The 16,956-nt window shown below is 61.7% G+C and carries 19 protein-coding genes; 6 read left to right on the top strand and 13 right to left on the bottom strand.

Annotation, left to right across the window (positions count from 1 at the left end; genetic code table 11):
* Window positions 1–112 precede the first annotated feature (112 nt).
* Both HALTADL_RS01830 and menC read left to right on the top strand, forming a co-directional pair.
* Window positions 113–1,048, top strand: a complete 936-nt coding sequence (locus tag HALTADL_RS01830) for a 1,4-dihydroxy-2-naphthoate polyprenyltransferase (RefSeq protein ID WP_089672122.1) — start codon at window positions 113–115, stop codon at window positions 1,046–1,048.
* Window positions 1,048–2,094 carry an o-succinylbenzoate synthase gene (menC, locus tag HALTADL_RS01825; RefSeq protein WP_089672125.1) on the top strand — a complete coding sequence of 349 codons (1,047 nt, stop codon included), beginning with the start codon at window positions 1,048–1,050 and terminating at the stop codon, window positions 2,092–2,094. Before HALTADL_RS01830 ends, menC begins: the two co-directional genes overlap by 1 nt.
* Before the next feature lie 19 nt (window positions 2,095–2,113).
* On the opposite strand, the gene HALTADL_RS01820 is transcribed toward menC, so the two are convergent.
* Window positions 2,114–2,545 carry a halocyanin domain-containing protein gene (locus HALTADL_RS01820; protein ID WP_089672128.1) on the bottom strand — a complete coding sequence of 144 codons (432 nt, stop codon included), beginning with the start codon at window positions 2,543–2,545 and terminating at the stop codon, window positions 2,114–2,116.
* A 95-nt stretch (window positions 2,546–2,640) separates the two neighbouring features.
* Here HALTADL_RS01820 and HALTADL_RS01815 point away from each other — a divergent pair, with 95 nt between their 5' ends.
* Window positions 2,641–3,102, top strand: coding sequence for a DUF5799 family protein (locus HALTADL_RS01815; RefSeq protein ID WP_089672130.1), 462 nt, complete (start codon window positions 2,641–2,643; stop codon window positions 3,100–3,102).
* A 25-nt stretch (window positions 3,103–3,127) separates the two neighbouring features.
* Here HALTADL_RS01815 and HALTADL_RS17540 read toward each other — a convergent pair whose 3' ends face one another.
* From HALTADL_RS17540 to HALTADL_RS01765, 11 genes are all read right to left on the bottom strand, one after another.
* A complete protein-coding gene (locus HALTADL_RS17540) occupies window positions 3,128–3,274 on the bottom strand; it encodes a DUF7557 family protein (protein ID WP_177171918.1) in 147 nt (48 codons plus the stop codon).
* Window positions 3,275–3,337: 63 nt separating this feature from the next.
* Window positions 3,338–5,224: a PAS domain S-box protein gene (locus HALTADL_RS01810; protein WP_089672133.1), complete on the bottom strand. Its 1,887-nt coding sequence runs from the start codon at window positions 5,222–5,224 to the stop codon at window positions 3,338–3,340.
* Window positions 5,221–6,327, bottom strand: coding sequence for an FIST signal transduction protein (locus tag HALTADL_RS01805; protein ID WP_089672135.1), 1,107 nt, complete (start codon window positions 6,325–6,327; stop codon window positions 5,221–5,223). Before HALTADL_RS01805 ends, HALTADL_RS01810 begins: the two co-directional genes overlap by 4 nt.
* 105 nt (window positions 6,328–6,432) lie before the next feature.
* On the bottom strand, window positions 6,433–7,416 hold the full coding sequence (locus HALTADL_RS01800) for an isocitrate/isopropylmalate family dehydrogenase (protein ID WP_089672138.1): 984 nt from the start codon (window positions 7,414–7,416) through the stop codon (window positions 6,433–6,435).
* Between the two features lie 81 nt (window positions 7,417–7,497).
* A complete protein-coding gene (leuD, locus tag HALTADL_RS01795; protein ID WP_089672141.1) occupies window positions 7,498–8,130 on the bottom strand; it encodes a 3-isopropylmalate dehydratase small subunit in 633 nt (210 codons plus the stop codon).
* On the bottom strand, window positions 8,127–9,548 hold the full coding sequence (leuC, locus tag HALTADL_RS01790; RefSeq protein ID WP_089672143.1) for a 3-isopropylmalate dehydratase large subunit: 1,422 nt from the start codon (window positions 9,546–9,548) through the stop codon (window positions 8,127–8,129). Before leuC ends, leuD begins: the two co-directional genes overlap by 4 nt.
* Window positions 9,545–9,784 (bottom strand): hypothetical protein, encoded by a 240-nt coding sequence (locus HALTADL_RS01785; protein ID WP_177171919.1) that lies wholly within the window; start codon window positions 9,782–9,784, stop codon window positions 9,545–9,547. The genes leuC and HALTADL_RS01785 overlap by 4 nt, the downstream gene beginning before the upstream one ends.
* A 4-nt stretch (window positions 9,785–9,788) precedes the next feature.
* Complete coding sequence (gene ilvC, locus HALTADL_RS01780; RefSeq protein ID WP_089672146.1) at window positions 9,789–10,796, bottom strand: ketol-acid reductoisomerase; 1,008 nt, start codon at window positions 10,794–10,796, stop codon at window positions 9,789–9,791.
* Between the two features lie 22 nt (window positions 10,797–10,818).
* Window positions 10,819–11,520, bottom strand: a complete 702-nt coding sequence (ilvN, locus tag HALTADL_RS01775) for an acetolactate synthase small subunit (protein WP_089672149.1) — start codon at window positions 11,518–11,520, stop codon at window positions 10,819–10,821.
* Window positions 11,517–13,289, bottom strand: a complete 1,773-nt coding sequence (gene ilvB / locus HALTADL_RS01770; protein WP_089672152.1) for a biosynthetic-type acetolactate synthase large subunit — start codon at window positions 13,287–13,289, stop codon at window positions 11,517–11,519. The genes ilvN and ilvB overlap by 4 nt, the downstream gene beginning before the upstream one ends.
* 364 nt (window positions 13,290–13,653) lie before the next feature.
* Window positions 13,654–14,850 carry a LeuA family protein gene (locus HALTADL_RS01765; RefSeq protein ID WP_089672155.1) on the bottom strand — a complete coding sequence of 399 codons (1,197 nt, stop codon included), beginning with the start codon at window positions 14,848–14,850 and terminating at the stop codon, window positions 13,654–13,656.
* Between the two features lie 342 nt (window positions 14,851–15,192).
* Here HALTADL_RS01765 and HALTADL_RS01760 point away from each other — a divergent pair, with 342 nt between their 5' ends.
* Genes HALTADL_RS01760 through HALTADL_RS01750 form a run of 3 tightly spaced genes read left to right on the top strand, consistent with a single transcriptional unit; the run spans window position 15,193 to window position 16,650 of the window.
* Window positions 15,193–15,477 carry a DUF5779 family protein gene (locus HALTADL_RS01760; protein ID WP_089672158.1) on the top strand — a complete coding sequence of 95 codons (285 nt, stop codon included), beginning with the start codon at window positions 15,193–15,195 and terminating at the stop codon, window positions 15,475–15,477.
* Window positions 15,478–15,532: 55 nt separating this feature from the next.
* Window positions 15,533–16,219, top strand: coding sequence for a hypothetical protein (locus HALTADL_RS01755; RefSeq protein ID WP_089672161.1), 687 nt, complete (start codon window positions 15,533–15,535; stop codon window positions 16,217–16,219).
* 2 nt (window positions 16,220–16,221) lie between these two features.
* Window positions 16,222–16,650: a hypothetical protein gene (locus tag HALTADL_RS01750; RefSeq protein WP_089672166.1), complete on the top strand. Its 429-nt coding sequence runs from the start codon at window positions 16,222–16,224 to the stop codon at window positions 16,648–16,650.
* 2 nt (window positions 16,651–16,652) lie between these two features.
* On the opposite strand, the gene HALTADL_RS01745 is transcribed toward HALTADL_RS01750, so the two are convergent.
* Window positions 16,653–16,877, bottom strand: coding sequence for a ribbon-helix-helix domain-containing protein (locus HALTADL_RS01745; protein ID WP_089672168.1), 225 nt, complete (start codon window positions 16,875–16,877; stop codon window positions 16,653–16,655).
* Window positions 16,878–16,956 lie beyond the last annotated feature (79 nt).

Raw genomic sequence — 16,956 nt, 5'->3', positions numbered from 1 at the left:
GGTAGAGAAAATTTATTGTACTTCGAGTAAATATTTTCATGTTGAGGCGACTTCTCGGAGATCTCGTCGACGAACCCGAAGATTCACTCCCTCGGCAGCCTGAACGACACCAATGAGCGGGACGGAACTCTCACAAACCCGTGCGTGGGTGCTGGCAGCCAGACCTCAGACGCTGCCAGCGGCCGCGGCACCCGTCGTCGTCGGTGCTGGGCTCGCGTGGCACGACGGCATCTTCGCACTGTTGCCGACGCTGGCGGCGTTCGTCGGCGCGGCACTCATCCAGATCGGCACTAACTTCGCCAACGACTACTACGACGCCATACAGGGCGCGGATACCGACGCCCGCGAAGGGTTCACCCGCGTCACCCAGTCGGGGCTGATCGCACCCAAGAGCGTCAAACGGGCGATGTACCTTACGTTCGCCGCCGCCATCGGCGTCGGCAGCTACCTCGTCTACGTCGGTGGCCTCCCCATCTTGGTTATTGGCCTCCTATCAGTTCTTTCAGGCATCGCCTACACCGGCGGTCCCTACCCGCTGGGCTACCACGGACTCGGCGATCTGTTCGTCTTCGTCTTCTTCGGCGTGATCGCCGTCATGGGGACCTATTATGTACAGGCTACTGCCGTTCTCGCTGCGCCACTGTCGACCACAATCCCTCCAAATACGATCACGTGGACGGCGTTTCTCGCTAGCCTGCCGGTGGCGGCCCTGTCGACGAACATTCTGGTCGTCAATAACATCCGTGATCGGAAGGAGGACGCCACGACCGGCAAACACACTCTCGCAGTTCGGTTCGGCTACCGGTTCAGTCGACTCCAGTTTGCCGGGCTTGCAACGCTTGCTTACCTGATCCCGGTTTGGCTCTGGCTGGCCGAAGGCTTTGGGTCGACAGTACTGCTCCCACTGCTTACGATCCCGATTTCGGGACAGGTCACACGGACGGTCTGGAACCAGACCGCTGGCACGGCACTCAATCCGGCGCTCGAAACGGCAGGGAAACTGCTGGCGGCCTACTCGCTGCTGTTCGGGCTCGGGTTGGCATTCTAATGTGGGTCGACGCGTTTTCGCTCCGGCTCGACTCGCCGCTGACGACCGCTGCTGGACAGATCACCGAGCGTCGGGGGTTTCTTGTCGGCATCCAACAGGATGGCGTCTCGGGTCTCGGCGAGGCGACCCCACTACCCGGCTGGACGGAATCCTACGATGCCTGTCGGACTGCACTTGAGACCGTTGCTCAGTCGACCGACTCGGAGACCGAGCCGCCGGATCCAACCGACACGCCGGCGGCCGCCCACGCGGTCGAACTCGCCCACCTCGATGCAATTGCCCGGCGCGACAACCGACCGCTGGCCGCGGTGCTCCGTGAGGGTGTGTTCGATGCCGACCGCCCGCTTCCCGACTCGGTCCCTGTCAACGCAACCATCGGCGACGGAACTGTCGCGGAGACAGTGCATGCGGCTACTACCGCTGTCGACGAGGGGTTCGACTGGCTCAAACTCAAAGTTGGCGCACGCGAGCCGGATCAGGATCTCAGGCGGGTTCAGGCAGTCCGTGAGGCGGTCGACGACGGTGTTAGCCTCCGCCTAGACGTCAACGGTGGGTGGGATCGCTCGACGGCGCGAGCGATGGTCGACCAGCTCGCGGTAGTCGACATCGAGTATCTCGAACAGCCGCTTCCAGCCGACGACATCGAGGGGCTTGCCGAACTCCGCGGCCACGGTGTCGACATCGCAGTCGACGAATCGCTGGCCGAGCGGTCGCTTTCGGCGGTGCTTGCGTCGGGGGCGGCCGATGTCGCGGTGCTCAAACCGATGGCAGTCGGTGGCCCACGTCGGACTGTTGAGGCCGCAGCCACCGCCCGAGCCGCGGGTGTCGAGCCAGGCGTGACGACGACAGTCGACGGTGTGGTTGCCAGAACGGCGGCCGTCCACACGGCGGCCGCGATTCCTGCTGTGACTGCCTGTGGGCTGGCAACTGGCTCACTGCTTGCAGGTGATCTCGCAACCGATCCGGTCTCGATAGCTGATGGGCGCGCACAGCTACCGGTAGGTGACGGAGTTTGTGGGGACGGGTTTGCCGAGTTGCGACGCTAGAAAATAGATTAGTCAGTGGCTACTCGTCGACGACTTCGACGACGCCGAGCATACCCTGTGTCTGATGGGGCGTACAGACGTACCGATACTGTCCAGAATCGGTGAACGTGTGGGAGAACGTCTCGCCCTCTCCGGACTGGATCTCACTTTCGAAGACGCCGTTTTCCTCGGCAACGTTGTGGCCACCGCCGAAGCTGGTCCACTCCCACAGAACCTCTGTCCCCGTTGTGATACGAACTGCTGCCGGATCGAAAGACAAGCCGTCGACGGCTCCCACGGCGACGGTCACTGTCTCTTGGCCCGTCCGGTCGACCATGCCATCGTAGTTGTTCGCGTTGCTCAGCCACTGTTCGGTGGTCCCGCCGTCGCCGCCGAGACAGCCTGCGGTTGCGGCCGCAATCCCACTGGCAGCGGCTGTGAGCACGGCACGTCGACGCGGAGCTTCGTCCATAGACGGCGTAGGAACTCAGTACCAAAGAGTCATGCTTTTCAGGTCGACGACTGCGATCCCGTAGGCTGAAACGCTGGGGGTTCGTAGCCGTGCCCATGAGCCACTGGACGGATGCGATCATCGGCGAGCGAATGGCCGTCGACCAACAGTTCAGCGACCGCGTGGCGGCCTCGCAGTTCAGCAATGCCGAATGGGACCTGATCATGACCGCAACTGACCTCGACATGGAGAACGCCGACGACCCCGAAGCCGCACGGATCGTCGCCGACACCGACAGCGTGGCGGCGATCATTCCGGAGCTTGCGAGTATCCGCGCTCAAACGGCCTCAATGGCTGGCCAGCCCGGCGGTGACAGTCAGCAATCGGGTGGCGGTATTCTTGAATCGATTAAGCGGGCACTCGGATTCGGCGGTGAGGACAGTGACGAAGATGAGGTCGACGCCGAGAAGCTAGCGGCGGCAGAGGGACTCACACAGGAGTACGCCGAGGCTCTGCAGGCGCATCTCGAAGACAGCGGGAGCTTCGAGCAGGCCAGAGCCGCCTATCGTGAAAGCTGATCGGGGGAGAGGTCGATAAGCACACTCAGAGGTCGCCGCTTCTGAACATGGTAAGCTCCTCGGTCTCGAAGATGTTGATGAGTTCGGTGACGATCTCGTCGTACGTTTCGTCGTCCTGACGAAGCTGGTCGAGCCGGTCGACAGTCGCCTCGTCGAGTTCGATCTGGACCATGCCGACAGTACGGTTTCGGACCTCTTAGGTCGACTGGCAGTTCACATACTGAGAACACGTCAGTTAGTGTGAGTCGACGTTCGCCGCGTGAGTCGACTGATGGGCCGAGGCACGTGGGAGCGTCAGGATGATTCGCGTGCCAGCATCGTGGTCGGCTATCGTAATCTCGCCGCCGAGCAGCGAGACGGTCCAGTAGACGAGCCACAATCCCAGCCCGGTGCCGTGCTGGAGCGGCGTCTCCTCGCCGGTTTCGATAGCCCGCCGCTCGTCGTCCGGAATCCCGGGACCGTTGTCGGTGATCGTGATGTCGACCCAGTCGTCGGACCCCTTGGTTTCGGAACGACCGACAGCGACGCTGATCGCCGGCACCGCCTGATTGTTGTGGACGACGGCGTTGTCGACGATCTCCAACAGCGCCATTTTCAGGCGGACGTCGGCCCGGACCGCAACCGGTTCGAACGGTTCGATTGTCAGTCCCGCCGTGGGATGGCGCTCTTCGAACTCGCTTTTGAGCTCCGAGAGGAGTTCGCCCACGTCACAGGTGACGTTGACCTCTCGGCCCTGATCGAACAACGACCGAACGGTGCCGGCCTTCTCGCTGAGCTGCTCTAAGTTCTCGACGCGTTGTTCGATTGCGGTGACGTGTGTTTGGAGCGTCCCGTCGTCGATTTCGGCACTGAGCAGCGAGGTGTTGCCCCGAATAACGTTCATCCCGTTGCGGAGGTTGTGCCGCAACACCCGGTTGAGCACGGCCAACTGCTGTTGGCGCTCCTTCCGCTCGGTGATGTTCTGAAGCGCCAACTCGAATACCGTTTCGCCGTCTTCTTCGACGGCGATGCCGGAGATCTCACACCAGATTGGGTTGCCGTCGACCGTCTGGAGCTGGAGTTCGACCCCGTCGACCGATCCCTGTTCCAACAGCTGGTTGCTGAACCGCTCGCGATCCGTTGGGTCGACGTAGATATCGGCGACCGACAGCCCCTCGAAGTCGGCGCTGGAGTCGCCCTCGAAGATGTCGACGAACCCCTGATTGACGAGTCGAAACTCTCCTTTGGGACCCGGTGTCGTCCGGAAGACGCCAATCGGGAGGTTCTCGACGAGCCGCTCGTAACGCTCTAACTCCTGTTGGCGCTTCTTTTGGCTCGTGATGTCGACGTAGAGATGGATATACTCTCTGGACCCTTGGGAGTCGACCGGCACCCGGCGAAACAGGAACTCGCCGATACCGGTGGCGGTCTCACACCGGACCTCTCGTGGCTCCGATCCGTCGTGGAGACTGGTCGGTGAGATGTCCCCATCAGTTCCCTCGGGGATGATGAGATCGGTGATTGGCCGGTCACGGGCCGTCTGTTCGGTGTAGCCGAACGTGTTCTCGAACGGTCTGTTGACCCGTTTGACGCGCTCCTCGCCGTGTTCGATCACCGTGTTGACCACCGGCTCCGGAATCGCATCGAACACGGCTTCGAACCGGTTCCGTTCGGTGCGGAGCTGGCCTTCGACGAGCTGGCTCCGACAGGCTTCGGCCAGTTTCTCGTTGAGCGGTTTGAGTGCCGATTGGGTGATCTCGTCGATCTCGCCGCCGCGTTTGCCGAGCACGAGCACGCCGAACTCCGGCAGTTCCATCAGATAGTAGTGGGCACCGTTGTCGGTCTCGCCCGAAATCGGAAGCGCCTCGATGAACGACCGGTGGTCGTCGACCGTTCCGGGAAGGTGATCGATTGCAGCCATCAACGTGTCGTTGCCGTGTGGAGACGCAGGAATCGTCGCTGTGATGTCGTATCGAACGTCATCGTCGTTGAGCGTCCGCTGGAATATCGTCCCGACCGAACAGTTCAGTTTCTTCAAATAGCCAGAGAGTGCGTTGTCGGCGGTCGCTTTGAGCGTCTCCTTCGGCCCGATTGACAGCGAGATCTCGTACAGTGCCTGAATCCGTTGCTGTCTGTCGATCATACGTCCGAGAGTGCCCCAACGACGGCTGTTTTGTTGTAGTAGTCCAGATGCCCCGACCCATCGTTGGCGATCTCACCGATTGTCAGAGCACCAAACAGCGGTAGCGTTTCGGACCGAACGGCGTCCAGTTCACGGTCGAACTCCTCATCGAGATATAACATCCGCGACACGCAGTCGAACACGCAGAGCGCGTCGGGCCGCCGTGCCCCACTCAGCGCGTGGTCGTGGGCCGCTTGGGCCGCCGCGACAAGCGAATCGGGATCGCCCTGCAACACCGTGACGAACTCACCTTCCGGCATCTCACCGAAACAGGTCATCGAACCATCCGCGGCCACGCGGTAGGGATCACGAACGATCTGCTCGGCAGCCATCCGGCTGATACCGAACAGATAGGATTTCGCGCTCTCGAAGAAGTTCTTTTTCGTGACAGTTTCGCCTGCGGCCTCGCCGATAGCCTCACCGTAGACCGAAAAGGCGGGTTTTCCGTCGAGCGTACTGAGCGTCGACCCCTCGGCTTCGGTCACTCTAAATGGGCCGGCAATCTCCTGCCAACCGTGGTTGACGCCGATTTTGATCGGCTCTCTGAGCGTTGCGATGACGGCCCCGTCTTCGATCACGCCCTCGTTGGTGAACAACACGGGTCGTTGGTCGCCGTCCACCGTGCCAGCGCCTCCTCCAAGGAAGTTCAACTCGACGCTGTAGGTTCGGAACAGGGCCTCGATGAACTCCTCGACGTTGGTGGCGTAGGTGTCGACGAAGACGAACGCCGTTTCGTACCCCTTGGCGGGGAGATCCGGATCGAGTTCGTCCCTGAACGTTGTCGTGGGATCGCTGAGGTCCGTGACGGTGGTGACATCCGGTGTGGTCGACAGCCCAACGGTCAGTGCGCCGGTGTCTTTCCGGTCGCCCTGATACAGGATCTCCGGGAAGATGCCGCCGAAGATGGGCACGTCGAGAGCCCGGAGTACTGACTCGAAGTCGTCGGACAACAACTCCTCGTCAGGGGCCGCCAACAGCAAGATTCCCTCGACGGAATCCGAACTCGCCGTCGACGCGAGCGTCTCTCGAAGCCCGTCGACAGTCGAGTTGTACGTGACCTCCATTGTATATGATCATTCACAACAAACAGTAATATAATTGTGGTGAACCTCTCGTATACTTACCACTGAAACCGACGCCACGAGATCGGCTACTGTCGGTCGACGATTTTACAGTCGGTCGACAATTGCGGCCGTAACCTCGTCGGTGTCGGCGTCGCCGCCGAGATCGCCCGTTCGTGGGCCCTCAGCCAGCACACTTTCGACAGCGGTTTCGACCCGGTCGGCCTCCTCGGTGTAGCCGAGATGGTCCAACATCAAAGCCGCCGAGAGGATCGTTGCGGTCGGGTTGGCGATGCCCTGGCCCGCAATGTCGGGTGCGGTGCCGTGGACCGGCTCGAACAGGGCGTTGTCGTCGCCGATATTTGCGGATGGCAGCAGGCCGAGCCCACCGACGAGGCCAGCTGCGAGATCAGACAACACATCGCCCGCGAGGTTCGGACAGACGATCACGTCGAACTGCTCGGGATCAAGACAGACGTGCGTTGCAAAGGCATCCATCAGCACCTCGTCGGTGTCGACGCCCTGCTCTTCTGCGACGCCAACAACAGCATCGCGGAACCGGCCGTCGGTTTTCCGCATCACGTTGGCCTTGTGGACGACGCTGAAGTCGTCGTGGTCGTCGCTATCCTCGACGTAGTCGCAGGCGAAGTGAGCGAGTTTTTCCGAGGCCGAGGTGGTGACGACGCGCGTGAGCGTCGACAGGTCATCCGAGAGGTCGTCCTCGTGGCCCGAGTAAACGCCCTCGGTGTTCTCACGGAGAAAGACCAGATCGGTTTCGGGGCGGACGGCGTCGACGCCGGGATAGGCTTTCGCGGGTCGGATGTTGACAAAGGAGTCGACGGCATCCCGGAGCGGGAGGATTACGTCGGCGGCGGTCTCGCCAGCGGCTCCAAAGAGGGTGGCGTCGGCGTCGGCCGCGAGGTCGTAGGTCGACTGTGGGAGTGCCTCGCCCGTTGCCTCTTTGACTGCGTCGCCCGCCTCGCCCTCGACGAATTCAAAATCGAGATCGAGCGATTCGAGAACGTCGATAGCTGCCGGAATAACCTCCTGTCCAATGCCGTCGCCTTCGATGACGGCGATACGTTCACTCATGGAGTACTCTCTACGGAGGAATATAAAGAGAATGTCGATGTGTCGACCGAGTAGCTGAGAGCCGCAGCAGGTGGTCAGTTCTCAGTCGTCGGCCGGAATCTCGCTGTCCCGAACGTACGGCAGCGACTTGGCCTTCTCACGAACCGTGTTCGCGTTCGACTTCATCAGCGCGGTCGTATCCCAGACACCCTCGACCAGCGCCTTTCGCTGGGCATCGTCGACCGTCGCCTCGACGACCGTCTCGCCGTAGGAGACGGTCTCGTTTTCGACGTCGACGTCGATTTCAGCATCAGGGTTCTCATCGATGAAGTCCTGCAGGGCTTCGGCCTCATCGGGCGAAACCGTCACCGTCGGAATGCCGAGTGCCAGGCAGTTGCCCGCGAAAATCTCGGCGAAGCTCTCGCCGACGATGGCGTCGATCCCCCAGCGCATCAGCGCCTGTGGGGCGTGCTCGCGGGAGGAGCCACAGCCGAAGTTGTTGTTGACCGCCAGCACGTTCGCGTTCTGGAACTGCGGCTCGTTAAACGGATGGTCCTTCTCGTTGTCGTCGTCATCGAACCGGAGGTCGAAGAAGGCGAACTCGCCGAGGCCTTCGAAGGTGACGACCTTCATGAACCGCGCCGGGATGACCTGGTCGGTGTCGATATCGTTGCCGCGGACCGGAACACCGGTTCCCGAAACGGACGTAACGATCTCTGCTGGTCCGTCGCTCATGCGGCGACCACCTCCTCGAGTTCGCGGACGTCAGTGACCTCGCCGGTCACCGCGGCGGCCACGACCATGATCGGACTCATCAGGATCGTTCGGCCATCCTTCGAGCCCTGTCGACCGACGAAGTTCCGGTTCGACGACGAGGCACAGGCTTCGTCGCCTTCCAGCTGATCCTCGTTCATGCCGAGACACATCGAACAGCCAGCACCGCGCCAGTCGAAGCCAGCCTCCTTGAAGATCTCGTCGAGACCCTCTTTCTCAGCGGCGGCTTTGACGCGCTGGCTGCCGGGGACGACCATCGCTCGGACGTCTGGGTCGACCTCTCGACCTTCGACCAGTTCGGCGGCTGCGCGCAGATCTGGCAATCGGGCGTTCGTACAGGAACCGAGGAAGGCGACATCGATTGGGTAGCCCTCCATCGACTCGCCGGGCTCGACGCGCATGTGTTTCATCGAGCCACGGGCGGTCTCCTGTTTTTCCTTCGACAGCGTTTCTGGCTCCGGAATCTGTTCGGAGATGCCGATCCCCTGACCGGGAGTCGTTCCCCAGGTGACGACCGGCTCGATTTCCGAACCATCGATGGTGACGACATCGTCGTACTCAGCGTCGTCATCGCTGCTGATCGACTCCCAGTACTCTTTGAGTTCCGCGAATCGCTCGGGTTCGTGTTTGAACGCGTCAGTTTGTTCGAGCCACTCGTAGGTGGTCTCGTCGGGGTTGACGTAGCCCGCGCGAGCACCGCCCTCGATGGACATGTTACAGATGCTCATGCGGCCTTCCATCCCGAGGTTCTCGATGGCCTCGCCGGCGTACTCGTAGACGTAGCCGACGCCGCCGTCGGTACCGAGTTTCCGGATGATCGTGAGGATGATGTCCTTGGCCGTGACGCCCTCACCGAGTTCACCAGTCACTTCGATCTTGCGGACCTTCTGTTTCTCCATCGCAATCGTCCCCGTCGCGAGGACATCGCGGATCTGGCTGGTGCCGATCCCGAACGCAAGCGCGCCGAACGCGCCGTGGGTCGACGTGTGGCTGTCACCGCAGACAATCGTCATCCCGGGCTGGGTGATTCCCTGCTCGGGTCCGATAACGTGGACGATTCCCTGGTTGCCGGTGTTGGGGTCGTCGAAGACGATGCCCGAGTCACGGACATTTTCTTCGAGTTCGGCCATCATCGTTTCGGCCGCATCGTCGCCGTAGGGACGGGACTGGTCGGCGGTCGGAACGATGTGGTCGACAGTTGCGTGGGTGAGCTTCGGGTAGGCGACATCGAGTCCGCGCTCGCGGAGCATGCCGAAGGCCTGTGGACTCGTCACCTCGTGAATGAGGTGAAGGCCGACGAACAGTTGTGTCTGTCCGGTCGGCAGTTCAGTTACCTTGTGTTGCTCCCATACCTTGTCGTACAGTGTTCCCTTGCTCATCTGTGTGCTCCGTTCTGGGTCCCGCGATCCCAGATGTGTCGTACCGTGCCAGCCGTTGAGGTGTGGTCGACGTCTTTCATTGTAGGCGTCTCTACGTCCTCAACGGTTGATTTGTCTGTCGCCGCATCCGTGCCACCGTCGGCGGCCACCGGCCCGCGCCGGTAGACCGACCCAAACGTATCGCCGGTGTGTGGATGAGTGTGATCGGTTTCGCTCATCGTCTGGTCGTCTGTCATATATCTATTCCTCGTCGGCCCACGAGAACAGGCCGCGAAGCTCCTTGCCGACGGCTTCGATCTCGTGGTTCTTCTCGGCGTCTCGAATCTGGTTGTAGCCTGGTCGACCGGCCTGGTTCTCCAGAATCCACTGGCGGGCAAACGTGCCGTCTTGGACCTCTTCGAGAACCTGCTCCATCTGCTCGCGTGCGTGTTCGTCGACGACGCGGTCGCCGCGGGTGAGACCGCCGTACTCGGCGGTATCAGAGACTGAATCCCACATTTCGCTGAGTCCGCCCTCGTACATGAGGTCGACAATCAGTTTGAGTTCGTTCATACACTCGAAGTAGGCCATCTCCTCGCTGTAGCCTGCTTCGACGAGCGTCTCGTAGGCCTGTTTGACGAGGCTGGTGACGCCGCCACAGAGGACGGCCTGTTCACCGAATAGGTCGGTTTCGGTCTCCTCGCGGAACGTGGTCTCGATGGTGCCTGCACGGGTACAGCCGATTCCTTTTGCGTAGGCCAGCGCGCGCTCTTTGGCGTCGCCGGTGACGTCCTGGTAGACCGCGACCAGTCCGGGCGTTCCCTCGTCGGCCTCGTAGTTCCGGCGGACCAGGTGGCCCGGCGATTTCGGGGCGACGAGCGTCACGTCGATATCGTCTCGTGGCTCGATTTGGCTGTAGTGGATGTTGAAGCCGTGGGCGAACTGGAGGGTATCTCCCTCGTCGAGTTCGTCTTTGATCTGATCGTAGACGGTTGCCTGAACCGTGTCAGGGACCAGAATCGAGACGACCTCGGCCTGTGCGGCGGCTTTGACCGGGGTCAGGACATCGAGTCCGTCTGCTTTCGCGGCTTTGCGTGACGACGAGCCCTTTCGGAGCCCGACAACCACGTCGACACCGCTGTCGTTGAGGTTCTGGGCGTGGGCGTGGCCCTGGCTGCCGTAGCCGAGGACCGCAACCGTCGTGTCGTCGAGATACGTGCTGTCTGCGTCGTCGTCGTAGTAGATTGTCGCGTCGAGTTCGTCTGCCATGTATGTGTAAATTACTCCGCTGTTAGTTGGTGGTTTCGGCTTGGCTCTCGCTTTCGCCGGTCTGTTCACTGCCGCCGTCTGGCTCGACGCCGACCGCCGTTGCCTCCGCAGCGGGCTTCTCGCCGGGGGTTGTGGGCCGATCACCGCGCGAAAGCGCGGTTGGCCCCGTCCGGGCGATCTCGATGATGCCGAACTGCCGGTAGGCGTCGAGTGCGTCTTCGATCTCGTCGTGTTTGCCGGTCAACTGGACAGTGATCGTTCGCGGACCAGCATCCAGCGTTGTCCCGTCGTACATCTCGGTGATCGCCTGGACCTTGTCCGGCTCGCCGCCGTTGACCTTCAGGAGCACGAGTTCGGAGCGAATCGCGCGCTCTTCGAGTTCGCCCACCGAGATCACCGGCTTGAGCTTTGCCAGCTGTTTTTTGACCTGATCGATGCCGGGCTCGGTCTCTTCGACGATCAGCGTGATTCGGGCGTTGCCGTCGACCGTCGTTGGGCCGACGGTGAGGCTCTCGATGTTGAACTGTCGACGGCTGAACAGTCCCGAGACACGGGCCAACACGCCCGGTTCGTGTTCGACCAGCGCCGACACCATCGCGGTCCGGCTGTCAGGCTCGGCTTCGACCTCGGGGTCGATCCGAATTCCTTGGCTATTGCGCCGTCCATCTGGGTGTGGTCGTTCTTCAGGTCGTGGGCCTTCGAGACCCTGCTCGTTCTGACTCATAGCTGATCCTCCGAGAGTGCAAATTTGCCATTTGGTGCGCCGCTGGCGACCATCGGGTAGACGTTCGCTTCGGGGTCGATATGGAAGTCGATCACCGAGGGGCCGTCGTAGGCGAGTGCCTCTTCGACGGCGGGGGCGACCTCGTCGTAGTTGTCGACGCGCCAGCCCTGTGCGCCGAAGGCCTGGGCCAGTTTGTCGAACTCCGGCATCCAGTTGTACTCCGAGGCCATGTGGCGGCCATCGAAGAAGGCGTCCTGCCACTGCCGGACCATCCCGACGTACTCGTTGTTGAGCACTGCAATCGTGATATCCAGATCCTCGCGGACCGCGACCGAAAGCTCCTGCAGCGTCATGAGGAACGAGCCATCGCCGTCGAAACAGACGATGTCTTGGTCGTCGTCGGCCGCAAACCGCGCGCCGATAGTTGCCGGAAGCCCATACCCCATCGTCCCCAGTCCGTGGGAGGAAACCCACGTCCGGGGCTGGGTGAACTCCCAGTACTGGGCGGCCCACATCTGGTGTTGGCCGACACCAGATGTCACGATGGTGTTGTCGTCGGTTGCCTCGTCGAAGGCTTCGACGATGAACTCCGGTCGCAGGGGAGCGTTCTCGTCGACCGGGTAATCCATCGGATACTCGTCTTGCCACGTCAGACACTGCTCGCGCCATTCGCGGGCATCCGGGTTGTGCTCCATCTCGTCAGTCAGCTGATCGAGGACCGTGCCAGCATCCCCGATACAGGGGTAGTCGGCGTGAATATTCTTGCTGATTTCGGCGGCATCGATGTCGACGTGGACGACCTCCGCTTCGGGCGCGAAGGTGTCGATCCCACCGGTGAGTCGGTCGTCGAACCGCGTACCGACACCGATCAGACAGTCGGTATGGGTGATCGCCATGTTGGCGTAACCGGTGCCGTGCATGCCCGCCCACGAGAGACACAGCTCGTCGTCCTCGGGGAACGTGCCGATACCGGGCATGGTTGTGACGACCGGGATACCGTGATCGCGCGCGAAGGCGCGGGCGGTCTCGCAGGCGTTGGCCTTCATCACGCCGCCACCGAGCAGGAGAAGCGGTTTCTCTGCGCGCTCGATTGCGCGGGCGGCCTCGTCGATCTGCTCGGCGTCGGCCTCGGTCGGCGGCTCGGAGCCAGCCGGAACCTGTGGCTCGCCCGGTTCGACATCGGTCTCCTCGAAGCTCACGTCTTTCGGCAGGTCGACAAGCGTCGGCCCCGGTCGACCGGATTCGGCCAGCGCAAGCGCGTTGCCAACCGTGTTGCCGATGGTGTCGGCGGAGTTCGCAAACCAGTTGTGTTTGGTGATCGGCATCGTGACGCCGGTGGTGTCGGTCTCTTGGAACGCGTCGGAGCCGACCATATCGCTCGGCACCTGGCCAGTGAGTGCGACCATCGCGTCCGAATCCATGTTGGCGTCCGCGATCCCGGTGACGAGGTTCGTCGCGCCCGGCCCCGACGTGGCGAGACAGATGCCCGCCGAGCCAGCGACGACACCGTAGGCGTCGGCGGCGTGGGAGGCACCCTGTTCGTGGGCCATCGTGATGTGTTCGATATCGGAGTTCCACAGCGCGTCGTAGATCGGCATGATTGCGCCGCCCTGAACGCCGAAGGCGTGTTCGACGCCGGCGTTTTCGAGGGCGCGAACGACCGACGACGAGCCGTCAGTGACGGGCTCCTGTTCGTGGGCGTCGTCAGCTGCCGTCGACGCCTCGGAGTCAGCATCGGTGTCGGGAGTAGTCTGTGCGGAGTCGCTCATGTATAGGCTCCTCCCGCTGGAGTAGGTGTCAGTTTCGATCCGCTGGCTGTGCGTCCGGGCTGTGATGTGTGTGTGAATCTGGTCATATGCTGTCGGCTCGGGTTATGTTGGGAACTGACCACCAACTGGGTGGTCGGCTGGAAACTCGGCTCGTCTCGGTGGTAAAAGGTGTATGTGGGGCTTAGGCCCCTACAATACCGAGGACGTCGACAGCGACCGCTCGACGGGACCGAAGACCGCGAGTTGAGGTGCGCTGTCGCATTGTACCCGATGGAACACGGTCTGTCATTATAATACTTACGCGTTAGACGAGCCTCGGGATACTGCTGTTGCTCACCGGTAAAAGCTGTCCCGGGAGAGGCCATCAGGTCCGGACCTCCTCGGGCTCCCGCTGAACACCAACCTCGTCGGCAAACCGCTCGATGACAGTGTCGGTGACTTTCTGCTTTTCAGCACCGAACTCCTTGACGAGCTTGGTGACCGCCCGCACTTCGGAGTCAGTTGGCGCGTAGCCAGCCTCCTCCAGCCGTTTGCGCACCGAGTGGGTCCCGGTGTGTTTGCCGAGGACGAACTCTCGGGAGGCCCCGACCATCTCGGGGGTCATCACGCCGGGTTCGAACGTGTCGGTGTTTTCCATCACGCCAGCGGCGTGAATCCCACTCTCGTGGGCGAACGCGTTGCGGCCGACAACCGCCTTATTGACCGGAATCGGGATGTCCGACTTCTCTTCGACCAAGCGAGCCAACTCCGTGATCCGGGTTGTATCGATCCCGGTGTCGACGTTGTAGAGGCTCTCGGCCGACATGACGACCTCTTCGTAGGCCGCGTTGCCGGCGCGCTCGCCGATCCCGTTGACCGAGACCTGTGCCTGATGGGCACCGGCCTCGAAGCCCGAGAGGGCATTTGCGCTGGCCAGCCCGAAGTCGTCGTGGGTGTGGACATCGATCCGTGCGTCGGTGTGTTCGCCGACTACCTCGATGAGCTTCGCAAACCGCGAGGGGGTTGCGACACCGCAGGTGTCGGGGATGTTGATCCAGTCGACGCCAGCCTCGGTGACTGCCTCGACTACCTTGATGAGGAACGCCTCGTTGGTCCGGGTGGCGTCCATCGGTGAGAACATGACCTCCAGCCCAGCGTCCCGTACCATCTCGACGCAGTGGACCGCGCGATCGATTGCCTCGTCGCGGCTCGCGTGCATCGAGTCCTGGAGCTGCACGTCGCTTGTGCTCACGAAGACGTGAACCATATCCACGCCCGCGTCAATCGCCGCCTCGACGTCCTTGTCGACGACCCGGGCGAGGCCACAGGTCGTCGCATCGGTTGAGGCCGCAATGTCCGAGACCGCCTCGAACTCCGGCTCGGAGTTGACGGGGAACCCAGCCTCGATGACGTGGGTACCCATCTCGTCGAGCAGCTCGGCGATGGCGCGCTTATCATTGTAGTCGAACGACGTCCGTGGCGACTGCTCGCCGTCACGCAGCGTCGTGTCGAAAATACGTACTGACTCTATTTCGTCAGTGCTGTCTAATGTGCCCTCGAAGAACTCGATCCGCCGGTGAATCCGACGAGTCCTCCGTGTCGTTGTGAGACATGTACTTCATGGCATGGCCGACAGTGTATATAAATCCTCCGTTTTTGTGGGTCGGATGACCGTCCGTCGACCGGTACCGTTCGAATCTCTCTGGAGACATCTCGGGTTTCAGCCCTGCCCCATCCAGTTGGTCGACCACGGACTGATCGTCGAAACGGTTCCCAATCGTACATTTATATACAGCTCTCGACAGTACGAGTCCACTGTTCGGGCCACGAGATGGAGAGAGACGGTCGACCGAGGCCAGCAGTCAGCCGTTCAAATAGGTCCCTGCGTCCGAACGCTTTTCGTCTCCGGTGATAACGAACGGGTATGACCGATTTCGATCTCGATCTGCGGGACGCAGAGGCGGAACTCGGCGACCTCCCGAGCGATCAGGTAGTGCTGGGCGTACTCAACGGCGAGACATCCTCCGAGGAGTGGATTCAGGCGGTCACACAGGGCAACATCCTCGTCCTCTCGGTGGAGGGTGATCTCAACACACTGGCCTCCGGCTTCGCCCGTGAGGTCAAGGATATGGGCGGCGAACTCATGCATTTCCGAGAGTTTCTGGTCGTCACGCCGGCGGAGATACAGATCAATACCGACCGATTGTAGCCGACTCGACCGCCGCTTGCCCGGTTTTTAAGCCTGTTCGGCACCTGTATCCGGTATGCCGATGAAAGGAAACGGGTCGACAGCGCTTCGCGAGATAGACCGCTTCGAGGGTGGCGTGGGATGGATCGCCTACCCCGATGAGGCGATGGAACGCGCGAGTCACGCCCTTGCCACCGACGACGGCCTCTGGCTCGTCGACCCGGTCGACGCCGACGGTCTCGACGACCTGCTGGCGGAGTTCGGCGACGTCGCTGGCGTCGTCGTCTGTCTGGATCGCCACAAGCGCGATGCCGCCAAAATAGCCCGTCGACACGATGTTGCGGTCCACCTCCCGACGTGGATGAGCGGCGTCGCCTCGAAGATAGACGCCCCCATCGAGCGGTTCACCGGAGAACTCGGCGAGTCCGGCTACGAACTATTCGAGATCCGCACCTCGTCGCTCCCGCCGTGGCAGGAGGCTGGACTCCACAACCCCGACACCGGAACGCTCGTCGTCCCCGAGTCGGTCGGCACAGCCGACTACTTCCTCACTGATGGCGAACGACTCGGCGTCCATCCCATGCTCCGGCTGAGTCCGCCACGAGACGCGCTCGACCGATATAGTCCCGACCGAATTCTCGTCGGTCACGGCGATGGCGTGCTCACGGATGCCGCGAGCGCGCTGGATACAGCCCTGTCGACCTCGACACGGGATGCGGCCTCACTGTATGGAAAAACCGTTAAGCAGTTCCTACTGGGGTAGTAGTGGCCGTTTACGCTACTGAGGGACTCATCGAAGTCCTCATCGAGTTCGCCGAAGACCGGGAGCCACAGGAGGCAAACGTGCCCATTGCTGCCACGCCCGCCGGTGAACTGGAGGGAGTCGACGGCCACCTGTCGGGGTTAGATCCGGAGACGCCGGTGCTTACTCACTTTTATTTACCCGATGCCGCCGGCTCGGTCAACGCCGTCTTCGGGATGGATCTGGGGACGCCGTCGGGGGGTGCACAGGCACGGTTCGTTTCTCATCCAACCGGGCCACAGGCAGTGACGAAAACGGACGATCTGGCGGGAATCATGCTGGTTGCGGTTCCGCCGTGGGAGACCGAGACAGTCGCCGCCTTCGACCGGAGTGGGAATCGACTGAACCTCGTGCAGCTCGATGCGGAGCCACCGGTCGAAACAATCGACTAACGTTACTCTAGATAACCAAGATCACGAAGCTGATCGGTGATTTCGGTGAACTGGTCTTCGGTGAGTTTGCCGTCGGCTTCATCCACATCCTGTTGGTGTTGGATCACGATACTTCGCAGCAGGAATCGAACCAGATCACTCGTCGAGGTGAAACTCGTCCCCTCGATTGTCTCGTCGACACGTTCGGCGAGATCTTTTGGGATCGAAACCGTGGTATAGTCGGCCATATCGACCCAACGGTTGGCACGCTGAATAAAATACGTGTTTTTGTCGTTTCAGTCAGTGACGTACTGCCGATGTGGCTGG

The sequence above is a fragment of the Halohasta litchfieldiae genome (assembly GCF_002788215.1).
Taxonomy (GTDB): Archaea; Halobacteriota; Halobacteria; order Halobacteriales; family Haloferacaceae; genus Halohasta; species Halohasta litchfieldiae.
This window is presented reverse-complemented; position numbering and strand designations above follow the sequence as displayed.

What these genes read in the sequence shown, in the direction of transcription:
- HALTADL_RS01830 (WP_089672122.1), top strand. Translation starts at nt 113, where the DNA reads ATGAGCGGGACGGAACTCTCACAAACCCGTGCGTGGGTGCTGGCAGCC.
- menC (WP_089672125.1), top strand. Translation starts at nt 1,048, where the DNA reads ATGTGGGTCGACGCGTTTTCGCTCCGGCTCGACTCGCCGCTGACGACC.
- HALTADL_RS01820 (WP_089672128.1), bottom strand. Translation starts at nt 2,545, where the DNA reads ATGGACGAAGCTCCGCGTCGACGTGCCGTGCTCACAGCCGCTGCCAGT.
- HALTADL_RS01815 (WP_089672130.1), top strand. Translation starts at nt 2,641, where the DNA reads ATGAGCCACTGGACGGATGCGATCATCGGCGAGCGAATGGCCGTCGAC.
- HALTADL_RS17540 (WP_177171918.1), bottom strand. Translation starts at nt 3,274, where the DNA reads ATGGTCCAGATCGAACTCGACGAGGCGACTGTCGACCGGCTCGACCAG.
- HALTADL_RS01810 (WP_089672133.1), bottom strand. Translation starts at nt 5,224, where the DNA reads ATGATCGACAGACAGCAACGGATTCAGGCACTGTACGAGATCTCGCTG.
- HALTADL_RS01805 (WP_089672135.1), bottom strand. Translation starts at nt 6,327, where the DNA reads ATGGAGGTCACGTACAACTCGACTGTCGACGGGCTTCGAGAGACGCTC.
- HALTADL_RS01800 (WP_089672138.1), bottom strand. Translation starts at nt 7,416, where the DNA reads ATGAGTGAACGTATCGCCGTCATCGAAGGCGACGGCATTGGACAGGAG.
- leuD (WP_089672141.1), bottom strand. Translation starts at nt 8,130, where the DNA reads ATGAGCGACGGACCAGCAGAGATCGTTACGTCCGTTTCGGGAACCGGT.
- leuC (WP_089672143.1), bottom strand. Translation starts at nt 9,548, where the DNA reads ATGAGCAAGGGAACACTGTACGACAAGGTATGGGAGCAACACAAGGTA.
- HALTADL_RS01785 (WP_177171919.1), bottom strand. Translation starts at nt 9,784, where the DNA reads ATGACAGACGACCAGACGATGAGCGAAACCGATCACACTCATCCACAC.
- ilvC (WP_089672146.1), bottom strand. Translation starts at nt 10,796, where the DNA reads ATGGCAGACGAACTCGACGCGACAATCTACTACGACGACGACGCAGAC.
- ilvN (WP_089672149.1), bottom strand. Translation starts at nt 11,520, where the DNA reads ATGAGTCAGAACGAGCAGGGTCTCGAAGGCCCACGACCTGAAGAACGA.
- ilvB (WP_089672152.1), bottom strand. Translation starts at nt 13,289, where the DNA reads ATGAGCGACTCCGCACAGACTACTCCCGACACCGATGCTGACTCCGAG.
- HALTADL_RS01760 (WP_089672158.1), top strand. Translation starts at nt 15,193, where the DNA reads ATGACCGATTTCGATCTCGATCTGCGGGACGCAGAGGCGGAACTCGGC.
- HALTADL_RS01755 (WP_089672161.1), top strand. Translation starts at nt 15,533, where the DNA reads ATGCCGATGAAAGGAAACGGGTCGACAGCGCTTCGCGAGATAGACCGC.
- HALTADL_RS01745 (WP_089672168.1), bottom strand. Translation starts at nt 16,877, where the DNA reads ATGGCCGACTATACCACGGTTTCGATCCCAAAAGATCTCGCCGAACGT.